Consider the following 13,932-nt stretch of genomic DNA (forward strand, 5'->3'; position numbering starts at 1 on the left):
GCGCATGCCAGGGCTGACGGGGGGGGTGGCGGCGGAGGCCGGCATGCGCCGTCTCCCGAAACCCGCGGCCCCCTCATGCCGACCCCGCCGACAGCGCACGCGCATAGACGCGCACGTAGTCCGCCACCTGCCGCGAGCCATCGAAGCGCGCGAGCACCTCCTCGGCCCGCGCTCGCAACAGGGGCCTCGCCGCGCCGTCCGCCACCTGGGCCATCCGCTCCGCGTAGGCGTCCGGATCCGCCGTGTCGCCCCGGACGAGCAGCGGCCAGTCCGCCCCCAACACCTCCGGGATGCCGCCCACCGCGGGCGCCACCACCGGCAGGCCGTGCGCGAGCGCCTCCAGCATGACCAGCCCGAAGGACTCGAACCGGGACGTGAGCACCAGCGCCGTGGCCTGCTGGTACTCGCGCGCCAGCACCTCCACGTCGTCCTCGCCCACCAGCACGGTGACGGCGTCGCGCAGCGGATGGGAGTCCAACAGCTCCCCGGCCCGCACCGCGCCCCGGTGCGTGGTGACCAGCCGCAGCGTGGCGTGCGGCCGGTGCGCGTGGAGGCGGGCGAAGGAGGCCAGCAGCAGCTCCGGACGCTTCACCGGCCGCAGCGACGACACGTGGAGGAACCGGTCCAGCATCCCCGCGTCCGAGCCCAGGGGCGGGCCCAGGGGCCGCCGCAGCTCCGGCCGGAGGAAGTTGTGGACGACGTCCGGTGCGGGCAGCTCCGGCAGCCGGTCCGTCAGCGCCTCCGCCAGGTAGCGCGACACGCACGTCACCGCCGACGCGTCCCGCAGCACCTCGCGAGTCACCTCCGGCCGCGCCCCCAGCAGCGCGTCGTTGAGCACGTCCGAGCCGTGGAAGGTCACCACGTACGGCACGCCCCGGAGCCGCCGCAGGAAATAGGCCGGCAGGCCGAAGACCTGAAGGTTGTGCAGGTGCAGCAGCCCGAAGGGCGCCGTGTCATGGAGCCGCAAGAGCTGTTCGCACACCTCCAGCGGACTGGTGAAGGCCGCGTCCACGTCCAGGCTGTGCGCGGCCCGCAGCGCCCGCTCCGGCGAGAGCACCCGCGTGTCCTCGGGCCGCGCGCCCAATGGATCACAATGCAGGTAGCGGACCGCGAGCCCCTCCTGCCGCAGCGCCGCGCCCAGGCTCAACGCGGCGATGGACGACCCGCCATGGGTGGACAGCATGCCCATGCAGACCGTGGGCAGTCCTTCGAGGATCGACATGCGCCGAGGATAGGGATTGCGGCTGACATGCCTCTTCACTCCCCGGACCGCGGGCGCGGTGATAAGCCCTGGCGACAGGAGGCAGGACACGCATGCGCAAGCTCACCTATTACGTCGCCAGCTCGCTCGACGGCTTCATCGCCTCTCCCACGGGAGGCTTCGACTTCTTCTCCATGGAGCCGGACTACCTGGACGCCATCGCCGCCGAGTACCCGGAGACGCTCCCCGGCGCCTACCGCGCGTTTCGAGGCCTCACCGGTCCCGGCCGTCACTTCGACACGGTGCTGATGGGGCGGCGGACCTACCAGGTCGGCCTGGACGCGGGCACGACCAACCCGTACCCGCAGCTGGCGAGCTACGTGTTCTCGCGGTCCGTGCTGGACAGCCCCGACCCCACGGTCACGTTCTCCAGCACCCCGCTCGCCACCGTGCGCGAGCTGAAGGCCCGGGACGGTCTGGGCCTCTGGCTCTGCGGCGGCGGGGCGCTCGCGGCCGAACTCCTGCCGGAGATCGACGCGTTCATCATCAAGCTCAACCCCGTCATCGCGGGCTCCGGCATCAAGCTCGTCGACCTGGGGTTTCAGCCCCACCGCCTGCGGCTCACCGCGACGCGCGCCCTCTCAAGCGGCGTCGTCTTCCTGAGCTACGAGTCCACCACGCCAGCTCAGCCCAGGTAGAACTGCTCGAAGGTGAAGGAGTGCGCCTGGGTTCCAGCGAAGCCGCTCAGCACGTTGCCCTCGCAGGTGGGCGCCGTGATGTTGACCCGGGTGTTGCTCCAGCTGTTGAGGATGAGGGTCACCTTGCCCGTGTCGTCCAGCTCCAGCTGGACGTTGTCCTGCGCGAAGGCGGAGAAGTTCTGCCAGCGCGAGGGCGTGGCGTACGTGGAGACATAGCGGCGGTCGTTGAAGACCTGGCGGCCGCTGTTCACGGTGCTGGTGAGCCGGCCGGGGATGCGGGTGACCACGCCCGTGGCGGGGTTGAAGACGAAGCTCGCGGCCACGTAGCCCGTCAGCCCTCCCGTGAAGTACGAGGCCACCGGCCCCACCGTGCCCACCGACTGCTTCAGCGAAACGCCCGTGACGTTGATGTAGTTGCCACCGTTCTGCTGGATCCAGCTGAACTGTGAATTGACCAGGGTGGTGCAGGCTCCCGCGGAGGCCTCGGCACCGACGAGGAGGGGCAACGCGAAGAGGAGACCTGCGAGCTTGCGGGACGCGTTCATGGGGGGACTCGGCCGGTGGAGAGCAGCCCCGTCCGCGCCGCCGGCACTCGGGCGTCCAGGCTTCCTGCGCTCCCATGCTTGAGCACGTCCCGTGCCGCCCGCCCTCCCACTCGGAGACCCGGGCAGGCGCGGCCCCAGGTGTAGCTCCCGGGTCCACGCCCTCCGTAGCCGCTGTGGCCCCGCACACCACACCGGGCCCCTGGCCGGGTGCTGCCCGACCTTGCGCTCGCTGCTCCCGGCGGGACAGGCAACCTCCATGCCTGGGAGGCGGGCTCCCAGGCGGGGTTGTCCGACGGAGGACCCCGTCACAACGGAGTGGCCGACCGGGCCTCCGGGTGCACTACTCTCAAGTCCATGCGAAGCACACTGGACGACCGTGCTGCACCTGCGTCCACGAGCAACGGTGCCCCCATCACCTACGCGGCCGACTCCGCCAACAGCGACGTCGACGTGGATTCGCAGCTGCGCCTGTTCATCGACAGCGTCAAGGACTACGCCATCCTGACGCTGGACCTGGAAGGACACATCGTCAGCTGGAACGCGGGCGCCGAGCGCATCAAGGGCTACCGGGCCGAGGAGATCCTCGGTCAGCACTTCAGCCGCTTCTATCGCCCCGAGGACGTGGCCGCGGGCAAGCCCCAGGCGGAGCTGGAGCTCGTCGCCCGGGAGGGCCGCTTCGAGGAGGAGGGGTGGCGCGTCCGCAAGGACGGCAGCCTCTTCTGGGCCAACGTCGTCATGACCGCGCTGCGGGACTCCGAGGGGGTGCTGAAGGGCTTCGCCAAGGTGACGCGCGACTTCACGGAGCGCAAGCTCGCCCAGGAGCAGCTGCGGCGGAGCGACGAGCGCTTCCGGCTGCTCGTCGGGCACATCCAGGACTACGCCATCTACATGCTGGACGTGGACGGGCGGGTGAACACCTGGAACGCGGGCGCCGAGCGCATCAAGAACTACCGGGCCGAGGAGATCATCGGGCAGCACTTCAGCCGCTTCTTTCCCCCCGAGGACGTGGCCGCGGGCAAGCCCCAGCGGGCCCTGGAGATCGCGGCGCGGGAGGGGAAGTTCGAGGAGGAGGCCTGGCGCGTCCGCAAGGACGGCACCCGCTTCTGGGCCAGCGTCCTCATCACCGCGCTCCACGACGATGCGGGGGTGCTGCGGGGCTTCGCCAAGGTGACGCGCGACTTCACCCAGCGCAAGCAGACCCAGGAGCGGCGCGAGCTGGAGATGCTGCGGGACGCCGTGCGGGCCCGGGACGAGTTCCTGTCCGTCGCGTCCCATGAGCTGAAGACGCCGCTCACCCCACTGCAGCTCAAGCTGACCGCCATCCTGCGCATCGTGGAGAACAACCCCGCGGCCACCCTGCCGGTGGAGCGCGTGGTGAAGGACCTGGATGTGGCGCGCCGGCAGGTCCGCAAGCTGGCGGACCTCATCGAGGACCTGCTGGATGTCTCGCGCATCAGCATGGGCCAGCTGCGACTGACGCGGACGCCCACGGACTTCACCGCGCTCGCGCGCGAGGTGGTGAACCGCTACGCGCCGCAGGCCGCCCAGGTGGGCTGCGTGGTGACGCTGGAGGCGCCCACCCCCGTCCCCGGCAACTGGGACCGGATCCGGCTGGAGCAGGTCCTCACCAACCTGCTCACCAACGCGCTCAAGTACGGCGCCGGCAAGCCCATCCACGTCCGCGTGCGCATGGACTCCGGGCTGGCCATCCTCTCCGTGAGGGACGAGGGCATTGGCATCGCGCAGGAGGAGCAGCCCCGCGTCTTCGAGCGCTTCGTGCGCGCCGTCTCCGAGCGCAACTACGGAGGCCTGGGCCTGGGCCTCTTCATCACCCAGCAGATCGTCGAAGCGCACGGCGGCATCGTCCAGGTGCGCAGCCTGCCCGGCGAGGGCGCCACGTTCACGGTGATGCTGCCCCTCAACCTCGTGGGCCCTGCCCAGGACTGACGCCTGACGCCTGACGCCGCGGGCCGTCACCCCGCCGGCTTGCGCTCCTCACGCGCGGTGACGAGGTAGCGGTACGGCACCACGCGCGTGAGCTCGTGCAGCGTGGTGACGCCGTCCGCCACCTTCGCCAGCGCGTCCTCCACCAGCGTGCGGAAGCCCCGGGCCCGGGCGTGCCTTCGCAGCTGGACGACGGGCGCCCCGGTGGCGATGAGCAGTTGCAGGTCCGGGTCCACCACCAGCAGCTCGAACAGCCCCACGCGGCCCTTGAAGCCCGTGTGCCGGCACGCCTCGCAGCCCAGCCCCGCGCGGGGCTGGACGCCCTCCAGCAGCGGCCCCAGCAGCGCCTCCTGCTCCGGCGTGGGCGTCGCGGGCGCGGAGCACCGCGGGCAGATGCGCCGCACCAGGCGCTGGGCCAGCACCGCGAGCAGCGCCTCCGCGATGTCCCCGTCCTCCAGCTTCAGGCCCCGCAGGCGGCTCACCGCGCCCACCGCGTCCGCGGTGTGCAGCGTGCCCAGCACCACGTGCCCCGTGGACGCCGCCATCAGCGCGGTGCTGCCCGTCTCCTGGTCGCGGATCTCCCCCACCAGCATCACGTTGGGGTCCTGCCGCAAGAGCGCGCGCAAGAGCGTCAGGTGCGGCAGCTGCGCGGACACCTGCTTCTGGTTCACCTTGGGGACCACGTATTCGATGGGGTCCTCGGCGGTGATGATCTTCTTGCGCCCGTCGTTGAGCCGCGCGAGCGCCGCGTACAGCGTCGTCGTCTTCCCGCTGCCCGTGGGCCCCGTCACCAGCACCAGCCCCTCCGGGTTGCCCAGCAGCCGCAGCACCGTGGCCTGCACCTGGGGCGTCATGCCCAGCTTCTCCACCGGCACCAGGCCCACCGTGGCGTCGAGCAGGCGGATGACCACATCCTCGCCCGCGGGCGACGGCACCACGCTCACGCGGAAGTCCACCGCCTTCGTCCCCGCAGGCCCCTGGTAGTGCGCCCGCAGCCGGCCGTCCTGGGGCCGCCGCCGCTCGGAGATGTCCAGCCCGGCCATCACCTTGATGCGGCTCACCACCTCCGGGAGCGTGTCCGGGGAGATGTCCGTGTACGTCTGGTGGAGGATGCCGTCGACGCGGTAGCGCAGGTCCACGTCATCCGGGTAGCTCTCCAGGTGGATGTCGGACGCGTTCTGCTCCACGGCCTCGGTGAGCACGTGGTTCACCAGCTCCACCGGCGTGGGCGTCGCGGACAGCGGCGTGCCCGCGCGCAGCACCACGTCCACCGTGGCGTGCGCCCCCGCGCCGAACCCCACGTCCAGCGCGGCGTCGATTTCGTAGCGGTTCAGCCGCACCGGCTGCACGGGCCGCCGCAGGAAGTCCGCGATGCGGTAGCGCACGGACTGGTCGTTCGGGTGCAGCATCGCCACCGTCACCGGCGCGTGGTCGTTGTCGGGGTCCACCCGCCCCATCACCGCCACGCCCAGTCGGCGGCAGAAGGACTCGGGGAGCAGCCGCAGCGATTCCCGGTCGAGGGTGAACTGGGACAGCTCGGAGAAGGGCGGCACTTCCGGGGGAGGCATGGGCGGGCGGATTCTATCACCGCCCCCTTCGCGCCCTGGGGGCTGGTATCCTCGCCTGCATGTCGCGGCCTCCCGCGGACCCTCCCGCCATGCCGTCACTGCTGGTGTTCGCCGTCGCGGTGCTGCTGTTCGGCTCGCCGCTGCGCAGGCTGTGGCTGGCGGAAGGCGCTCCCGCCTACCTTCCCTTCGTCGTGTGGCTGGGCGTCATCGCCCTGGGCGGCTGGGTGGCGCACCGGAGCCTGCGCCCATGACGCTGGGCCTGGGCCCGCTCGTCGTCGCCTCCGTCGGCTACCTGGGCGTCCTGTTCCTCGTCGCCTACGCCGCGGAGAAGGGCCGCATCCCGGCCCGCATCACCCAGCACCCGCTGGTGTACGCGCTGGCCCTCGGCGTGTACGCCACGTCCTGGTCCTACTTCGGCAGCGTGGGCTACGCGGCCCGCCACGGCTTCCGGTACCTGGGCATCTACCTGGGCCTCACGCTCGCGTGCCTGCTCGCCCCCGTGCTGTGGCGGCCCCTCCTGCGGCTGACGCGCGAATTGCAGCTCACCTCGCTCGCGGACCTGCTCGCGTTCCGCTACCCCGGCCAGGTGACGGGCACCGCGGTGACGCTGTTCGCCCTGGCCGGCAGCCTGCCCTACCTGGCGCTCCAGATTCGCGCCGTCGTGGAGTCCGCCCGCCTCCTGAGCCCCGCCGCGTCCCCTGCCCTGGTGGGCCCGGGCTTCTGCGGCGTGCTCGTCGTCTTCTCGCTCCTCTTCGGCGCCCGCCACCCCGCACCGCGCGAGCGGCACGAGGGGCTGATGCTGGCCATCGCCTTCGAGTCGGGCGTGAAGCTGCTCGCGCTCGTCATCGTCGCGGGCTGGTGCGTGGTGTCTGTCTTTGGCGGCGTGGGCGGGTTGCAGGACTGGCTCACCCTGCACCCCGAAGCGGTGGAGGCGCTCCAGCGCCCCGCGCGCGACGCGTCCTGGGCGCCGCTGCTGGTGCTCTCCCTCGTCGCCGCCTTCCTCACGCCCCGGCAGTACCACGTGGCCTTCACGGAGGCCCCCGAGCGCGACGGGCTGGCCACGGTGGCGTGGGCCTTCCCCCTGTTGATGCTGCTGATGAACGCGGCGGTGCCGGTGCTGCTGTGGTCCGGAGAGGCGCTGGGCCTGCCCTGGCCCGCGGACTTCCACGTGCTCTCCGTGCCCGCGGCGAAGGGCGCCCCGGCGCTGGCGCTGCTCGCCTTCCTGGGCGGCGTGTCCGCGGCGAGCGCGATGGTCATCGTCACCACGCTCGCGCTGGCGCCCATGTGCCTGACGCACCTGGTGCTGCCGCTGAACACCATGCGCGGCCGCGACGACCTCTACGGCTGGCTCTTGTGGGCCCGGCGCGTGCTCATCGCCGCCATCATCCTCGCGGGCTACGGCTTCTACCGGCTCATCGACACGCGGCCGACGGGGCTCGTGGACCTGGGGCTCGTGTCGTTCGTCGCGACCGCGCAGTTCGCGCCGGGCGTGCTGGGCCTGCTCCTGTGGCCCCAGGCGACGCGCGCGGGCCTGCTCGCCGGCCTGGGCGCGGGCGCCGCGACGTGGACGGCCACGCTCGTCGCGCCCCTGTGGGAGCCGCCCTCGGTGGTGGCGTGGACGAACCAGGTCTCCGTCGCGATGGGCTTCTCCGCGGACGAGCCCTGGGGCTTCGCCACCTTCACCTCCCTGGGCCTCAACGCGCTGTGCTTCGTGGCGGTGTCGCTCGCCACGCGACAGTCATTGGAAGAGACGGAGGCCGCGCGGGTGTGCGCACGCGAGGCCCCGGGCCTGTCCGAGGGCAGCGTGGTGGCCAGCTCCCCCGACGAGTTCCGCCGGCAGCTGGAGCCGGTGCTGGGCGCGCAGGTGGCGGCGGCGGAGGTGGACCGCGCGCGCGAGGCGCTGGACCTGTCCCTGGACGAGCGCCGGCCCGCGGAATTGCGCCGCCTGCGCGACGGCGTGGAGCGCAACCTGTCCGGCCTCATCGGTCCGGTGCTGGCCCGGCTCGCGGTGGGTGAAGCGCTGCGGCTGGACCCGGGTGCGCGCACGGCCCTGGCGGATCAGCTCCGCTTCGTGGAGGAGCGGCTGCGTGACGCGCGCGACATCCGGGGACCGGTGCGCGAGCTGGAGGTCGTTCGCCGCTACCTGTACCGCATCCTGGAGGACCTGCCGCTGGGCGTCTGCGCGGTGGGCCCGGACGGCGAGGTCGTCCTCTGGAACGCCGCGCTGGAGGCGGTGTCGCGCGTGCCCATGGACGCGGTGCGGGGCCACCCGCTGGCGCGCCTGCCGGAGCCGTGGGGTGCGCTGTTCTCCGGGCTCGCCCAGGCCCATGACGGCGACACCGAGGTGCGCGTGCCGGTGGCGGGACAGACGCGCAGCCTGCGCCTGCACCGCTCCCGGCTGGCCCACTCGGAGGGGGACCCCGCCGGGGCGTCGGAGGGCATGACGTTCCTGGTGGAGGACTGGACGGAGCGCAAGGCGGTGGACGCGCGGCTCGCGCACCAGGACCGGCTCGCGTCGCTGGGCCGGGTGGCCGCGGGCGTGGCGCATGAGATTGGCAACCCGCTCACCGCCATCGCCAGCCTCACGCAGAACCTCAAGTATGAGCTGGAGGACCCCGAAGCGGTGCGCGAGCGCGTGGGGCTCATCCTCCAGCAGTGCCGGCGCATCGACGCCATCGTCCGGGCGCTCGTGGGCTTCGGCCACGCGGGCACGGTGGGCGGCGAGTCCCGGCCCTTCACGCGCGTGGCGGTGGGCCCGCTGCTCGCGGAAGCCGCCCAACTGGCCCGGCTGTCGCGCAAGGCGCGCGACGTGGCGTGTACGCACCAGAGCCCGGACGGGCTGGACGTGCGGGGCGACGCGCAGCGGCTGGAGCAGGTGCTGGTGAACCTCTTGACCAATGCCATCGACGCGTCGCCCACGGGCTCGTGCGTGGAGCTCCGGGCGGACGCCACGGGAGATGAAGTGCGCATCCAGGTGGAGGACCGGGGACACGGCATCGCCCCGGAGTTGTCGCAGCGCATCTTCGAGCCCTTCTTCACCACCAAGCAGCCGGGGGAAGGCACCGGCCTGGGCCTCGCGCTGGTGGAGGGCATCGTGCGCGAGCACGGGGGCTCGCTGCGCATCGAAGGCCGCGCCGGGGGGGGCACCCGCGTGACGTTGAGCCTGCCCCGGGCGCCCGCGTCCGAGGCCCCGTCCCGCCTGGAGGTTTCCGCGTGAGCCGCATCCTGGTCATCGAGGACGAACCCATCATCCGCACGGAGCTCAAGCGGCTGCTCACCCGCGCGGGCCATGACGTGTCGGAGGCCGGCGCCGTGCCGGAGGCCGCGGCCGAGCACGCGCTGGATGCCTTCGACCTGGTGATCTCCGACCTGCGCCTGCCGGGCCCCCCGGGCACGGACATCATCGCGCTGTGTCCGGGCGTGCCGGTGCTCATCATGACGAGCTACGCCACGGTGAAGTCCGCCGTGGACGCGATGAAGCAGGGCGCGGTGGACTACATCGCGAAGCCCTTCGACCACGACGAGCTGCTGCTCCAGGTGGGGCGCGTGCTGCGCGAGGGGCGGCTCACGCGGCAGAACGCGGCCCTCAAGCGCGAGGTGGAGCAGACCTGGGCTCCCGGCGGCATGGTGGGCACGTCCGCGGTGATGCGCGACGTGTTCGAGCGCGTGCGCAAGGTGGCCCCGTCCCCCGCCACCGTGCTGGTGCTGGGCGAGTCCGGCACCGGCAAGGAGCTGGTGGCCCGCGCCGTCCACGCGCAGAGCCCGCGCGCGGAGGGGCCGCTCATCGCGGTCAACTGCGCGGCCATCCCGGAGGGGCTGCTGGAGAGCGAGCTGTTCGGCCACGAGAAGGGCGCCTTCACCGGCGCGCAGGCCGCGCACGCGGGGCTGGTGGAGGCGGCGCACGGCGGCACGCTCTTCCTCGATGAGATTGGCGAATTGCCCGCGCCCGCGCAGGCGCGCCTGTTGCGAATGCTCCAGGACGGAGAGGTGCGGCGGGTGGGCGCCACGCGCTCGCGCAAGGTGGACGTGCGCATCCTCGCCGCCACGCACCGCGACCTGCCCCGGCGCGTACAGGAGGGGCTCTTCCGCCAGGACCTCTACTTCCGCCTGCGCGTGGTGGAGATCCGCCTGCCGCCCCTGCGCGAGCGCGGCGAGGACCTGCCCGCCCTGGCGAAGCACCTGTTGGAGAAGGCCAGCCGGCGCCTGGGCCGTCCGCCCGCATCCCTGTCCCCGGAGGCGCTGGCGGCCATCGCCGCGCACCCGTGGCCGGGCAACGTGCGCGAGCTGGAGAACGCCTTGGAGCGCGCGGTCATCCTCGCGGATGGGCCCCTGCTCACGCCGGACCTGCTGGCGCTGGAGCTGCCGGGCTCGGCGGCGACGGACGCAGCGCCGCCCGCGCTGGAGGAGCTGGACTTCCCGCCGCTCGTCGCCGGTGAGGACCCGCGCTCGCCCGATTCGATGGAGGAGTACTTCCGCCGCTTCGTGATGGAGCACCAGGACCGCATGGGCGAGACGGAGCTGGCGCGCCGGCTGGGCATCAGCCGCAAGACGCTCTGGGAGAAGCGCCAGCGCCTGGGCATCCCCCGCACCCGCGCCTGACGCGCCCACGCCAGCCGCTCTCCCAATGCCAGACCATGAAACACGTCTTCATCCTGGATCCAGGCCCTAGCGCCCGTTCTCCCAGCTTTTGAGCGTCTGCTACACCCAGAGCGGCCAGATCCTCCCCCTGGCTGTCCCCTGTGGCAGGGAGATTGTCGCCTCGGCTGATCGGCAGGGCTGACCACGCGTTGGAGGGAGAGCAGGCAGAAGGCAGTGCCGTACACTGACGCATTCATGGCTCTGATGGGGCTATGACGCCGACCGCATCCGCGCCAACGTCCAAAAGCTCGGAATGAAGCCTGTCATCCATTCGAACCCGAGCCGCAAGAGCCCATTGCCTTTGGACCGGTCCCTCTACCGGCTGCGCTACCGGGTCGAATGCTTCTTCCACGACGTCAAACGCTTTCGGGCTGTCGCCACCCGCTACGACAAGACGGCGACCAGCTACCTCGCCGTCCTGCACGTCGCATCCATGCTTCTCTGGCTGCGTTAATCACGGACAGCCCCTAGAGCGCCGATCAGGTTAGGGCGAGGGAGCAGACCAGGGCCAGGGGATCGACGTCGGCCCGGGGAGTGCGCAGGTGCGTGCGAGGACACAACGGGAGCGCGCATGGACCGTTGGACGCCCGAGGTGAGGTGCCGCGAGCGGGAAGAGCGACTGCTGAAGCTGGCGGGCAAGAGCCGCAAGCTCCTGGTCTTCCTGCGACGCCATCGCCACGAGTTGTTCGACGCGGCCTTCCAAGAGGAGTTGGAGGGCATGTACCGGCAGACGGGCCAGGGGGAAGCGCCCAGCCCCGAACCTCACCTCCGCAGTGCTAACGATGACCGCAGCTGCGTGACATGTTTCACACGGTCGGGTCGGGGGCCGGCGCGGTGGTGCGCAGGCTGCTCTTGGCCGTTTCCGCCGTTTCCAGCTTCGTACCCGTGTAGAGCGTGCCATCACTCCGTTTCCGGTCCCCGCCACGTCGAACCGGACAGGCGGATTTCCCGCATCCGGCTCACCGCGAAGGCGTCATCTCATCAGGGTTATGGTTCCGCTCGGAGGGAAGCCCGCTTTCAGGGCGGCGTAGTACCGCACCCGGTAGTCCTCGAAGAGACCCCAGGCGCCGTACACGACGTCCTTACTCCACCGCTTCCAACCGAATCCCCCTCGCTTCGCTCTCTTCGCCGCAAACCGCCTCACCTTGAGCTCGACGTGGTGCTTCACCCTGTCGAGCGCCTGGTACGAGTTGCCCCACCGGAAGTAGTTCACCCAGCCGCGCACGATGGCATTCACCTCCGCCACGGCTGCCTTCACCGCGAGTGCTCGGCTGTCCCGCAGGACGTAGCGCACGCGGCGCAGGACTTCGGTGACCTTCTTTCGTCGAGGATTCGTATTCGGGTACCACGTCCCCGTCTTCGGGCTCCGCTTCCACCGGAAGTCGAAGCCCAGGAACGCGAAGGAGGCGCCACGGTCGGTCATTGTCACCGTCCGCGTCTTCTCCGTGTTGAGCGACACGCCGAGTGCCTCCGCCTCTCGGCGGATGCGCTCCAGCGCCCGGAATGCCCACCTTCGTCCCTTCTCGGAATCGGGGGCGAGCACCACCATGTCGTCCAAGTACCGCGCATAGCTGAGAAAGCCTCGTCCTCGGTCCAGGGCATGGTCGAGGTCGTTCAGCGCGATGTTGGCCAGCAGCGGGGACAGGGGCGAGCCCTGCGGGATTCCCTTGCCCCCCGTGCTCTTCAGGAACTGATTCACGAGCGCCAATACCTCGTCGTCCTGGACTCTTCGGGCCACCCGCTCCAGCAGCGGCGCGTGCCGGATGCTGTCGAAGTAGGCCTTCAAGTCCACGTCCACGACGTGGTGCCTGCGCCGTCGCAGTCCTTGCCGCACGGTGTCGATGGCCTCATGCGCCGAGCGCCCCGGCCTCGCCCCAAAGGAGCTGCCCGAAAAGTCGGCCTCGAAGATGGGCTCCAATACCAGCCGGAGGGCACCTTGGACGACGCGGTCTCGAATCGATGGAATCGAGATGACACGCACCTTGCCGCCCTCCTTCGGAATCTCTCTTCGTCGGTACGGTCTGGGGCGGTAGGTGCCGGTGCGGAGTTCCTCGGCGACAGCACCGAGAAACCCTGCCCGTCCCTCCTCCTCGATGTGCTCGAAGGTAATGCCGTCTTGCCCGGGAGCCCCGCCGTTGCGCTTGGCTTCCAGATAGGCGGCTTCGAGAATCTCGGGTTTGAGGACGTGGACGTACAATCCCCAGAAGCGATGCTTCGGGGCGGATTTCGCCCGATGGCCTATCCTCGCGCGGAGTTCCTGCGGACTGATGGTGGGCTTTGTCATCCCGCTCCCGCCTCGCTCCTCTGCTTGGAGTGCCTTCGGTAGGGGCCCTTCGCTCCACGGGCATTACCCCGCTTCCGCGCTACTACGACCCCATCCGCCGGGCTCTCGCCTTCGCCGGGCTTCGCCTCGTCGGCTCGCCACGACTACCTTGCTTCCGCGGGTTTTCTCCGCGGGGCGAGGAGCCCTTCCCTGTTTCCACTCATGTCCTTGTGCACGTGCCGTCGCCCTCTACCCCGCCGGGTGGTGCGGCCCCTCGGTCGCTCTGCGGGGACGCCCTGCTGCCTTCGCCGTAGTTGTGGCGGCTCGGCACCCGGTGGCATCAATTGACGGGGCCTCGACTGGGCGTTCACGCGTCGTTACGGCCCGCGCACTCGCTCACCCCGCTGAGACGGGGCTTTGTCGGTGGGCTTCGCCGGAGGGGTCTCCCCTGTCGGCGCCACCCCAGCTCTGCGGCCTTGACCTGTTGCCGCCTCGGGACTTTCACCCTATGGGTCCATGAGTTCCTCCAGGCATCACACAACTACGTTGACACTCACCGCCAGCCGAGCGCACGCCCAAGCAGCCCGAGGGCAATGTCCCGCTTCGTTTCGAACGAGACGTCCTCGGGCACGCGTGCTTTGCGCAGGCGCTCCGGGGCGAATGTCCATTCCGCCGGCAAATACAGCCGCATCCCGATGCAGCCGCTGCCCTTCTCTCCCGCCAAATGCAGACTGACGGCCACCTGGCAGTTATCAGTCCGGCCCAACGTGCCCGAATACTGCCGGGCGACGCCTACCGAATGCTTGCCCTTCTTGGGAAAGCCCGTGTCATCCAGGACTAGCGCCTCGATGTCCGGCAACTCTGCCTCCAGCTTCAGTGCCAGTCGGCGCATGACCTCCTCGTCCGCCCATGCGCTGCCGCTGACGCACTGCTGGAGGCGCTGCGGAACCTGTCAACGTGAATGAGACAGTGGATTCGAGAGATTACTGCGCAGCCTGATGTGAAGAGGCAAGCCGCGCGGGGTTGTTGATCCAGACGGCGTTCGGAAGGGCCTGCGGCTTCGGTGGGCCGTGGG

10 protein-coding genes and 2 pseudogenes are annotated in these 13,932 nt (G+C 70.8%); 7 read left to right on the forward strand and 5 right to left on the reverse strand.

Features of this window, described 5'->3' with window-relative positions; all coding sequences use genetic code 11:
- Positions 1 to 73 precede the first annotated feature (73 nt).
- The gene (locus tag D7X12_RS30660; protein ID WP_120628794.1) at positions 74 to 1,222 is read right to left on the reverse strand and encodes a glycosyltransferase family 4 protein; all 1,149 of its coding nucleotides are present in this window, start codon (positions 1,220 to 1,222) and stop codon (positions 74 to 76) included.
- 92 nt (positions 1,223 to 1,314) lie between these two features.
- Here D7X12_RS30660 and D7X12_RS30665 point away from each other — a divergent pair, with 92 nt between their 5' ends.
- Positions 1,315 to 1,899: a dihydrofolate reductase family protein gene (locus D7X12_RS30665; protein ID WP_120628795.1), complete on the forward strand. Its 585-nt coding sequence runs from the start codon at positions 1,315 to 1,317 to the stop codon at positions 1,897 to 1,899.
- Here D7X12_RS30665 and D7X12_RS30670 read toward each other — a convergent pair.
- Entirely contained in the window at positions 1,887 to 2,444 is a 558-nt protein-coding gene (locus tag D7X12_RS30670) for a hypothetical protein (RefSeq protein WP_120628796.1), read from the reverse strand. The genes D7X12_RS30665 and D7X12_RS30670 overlap by 13 nt on opposite strands.
- Before the next feature lie 354 nt (positions 2,445 to 2,798).
- On the opposite strand from D7X12_RS30670, the gene D7X12_RS30675 reads away from it, so the two are divergent.
- Positions 2,799 to 4,391, forward strand: coding sequence for a sensor histidine kinase (locus tag D7X12_RS30675; protein WP_120628797.1), 1,593 nt, complete (start codon positions 2,799 to 2,801; stop codon positions 4,389 to 4,391).
- A gap of 26 nt (positions 4,392 to 4,417) precedes the next feature.
- Here D7X12_RS30675 and D7X12_RS30680 read toward each other — a convergent pair whose 3' ends face one another.
- On the reverse strand, positions 4,418 to 5,956 hold the full coding sequence (locus D7X12_RS30680; RefSeq protein WP_120628798.1) for a GspE/PulE family protein: 1,539 nt from the start codon (positions 5,954 to 5,956) through the stop codon (positions 4,418 to 4,420).
- A 59-nt stretch (positions 5,957 to 6,015) separates the two neighbouring features.
- Here D7X12_RS30680 and D7X12_RS30685 point away from each other — a divergent pair, with 59 nt between their 5' ends.
- The 5 genes and pseudogenes from D7X12_RS30685 to D7X12_RS30705 all read left to right on the forward strand — a co-directional run.
- A complete protein-coding gene (locus tag D7X12_RS30685; RefSeq protein WP_120628799.1) occupies positions 6,016 to 6,207 on the forward strand; it encodes a hypothetical protein in 192 nt (63 codons plus the stop codon).
- On the forward strand, positions 6,204 to 9,173 hold the full coding sequence (locus D7X12_RS30690; RefSeq protein WP_120628800.1) for an ATP-binding protein: 2,970 nt from the start codon (positions 6,204 to 6,206) through the stop codon (positions 9,171 to 9,173). The genes D7X12_RS30685 and D7X12_RS30690 overlap by 4 nt, the downstream gene beginning before the upstream one ends.
- Positions 9,170 to 10,555, forward strand: a complete 1,386-nt coding sequence (locus D7X12_RS30695; protein WP_120628801.1) for a sigma-54-dependent transcriptional regulator — start codon at positions 9,170 to 9,172, stop codon at positions 10,553 to 10,555. The genes D7X12_RS30690 and D7X12_RS30695 overlap by 4 nt, the downstream gene beginning before the upstream one ends.
- 292 nt (positions 10,556 to 10,847) lie before the next feature.
- Entirely contained in the window at positions 10,848 to 11,048 is a 201-nt protein-coding gene (locus D7X12_RS30700) for a transposase (RefSeq protein ID WP_120628802.1), read from the forward strand.
- 117 nt (positions 11,049 to 11,165) lie between these two features.
- Positions 11,166 to 11,351: pseudogene (locus D7X12_RS30705) on the forward strand (IS1182-like element ISStau7 family transposase); the annotation flags it as partial.
- 216 nt (positions 11,352 to 11,567) lie between these two features.
- Here the strand turns inward: D7X12_RS30705 and ltrA are convergent.
- Both ltrA and D7X12_RS30715 read right to left on the reverse strand, forming a co-directional pair.
- Entirely contained in the window at positions 11,568 to 12,878 is a 1,311-nt protein-coding gene (gene ltrA / locus D7X12_RS30710) for a group II intron reverse transcriptase/maturase (RefSeq protein WP_244224877.1), read from the reverse strand.
- A gap of 538 nt (positions 12,879 to 13,416) precedes the next feature.
- A pseudogene (locus D7X12_RS30715) lies at positions 13,417 to 13,800 on the reverse strand (IS701 family transposase); the annotation flags it as partial.
- Positions 13,801 to 13,932 lie beyond the last annotated feature (132 nt).

This window comes from Corallococcus sicarius (genome assembly GCF_003611735.1).
Taxonomy (GTDB): domain Bacteria; phylum Myxococcota; class Myxococcia; order Myxococcales; family Myxococcaceae; genus Corallococcus; species Corallococcus sicarius.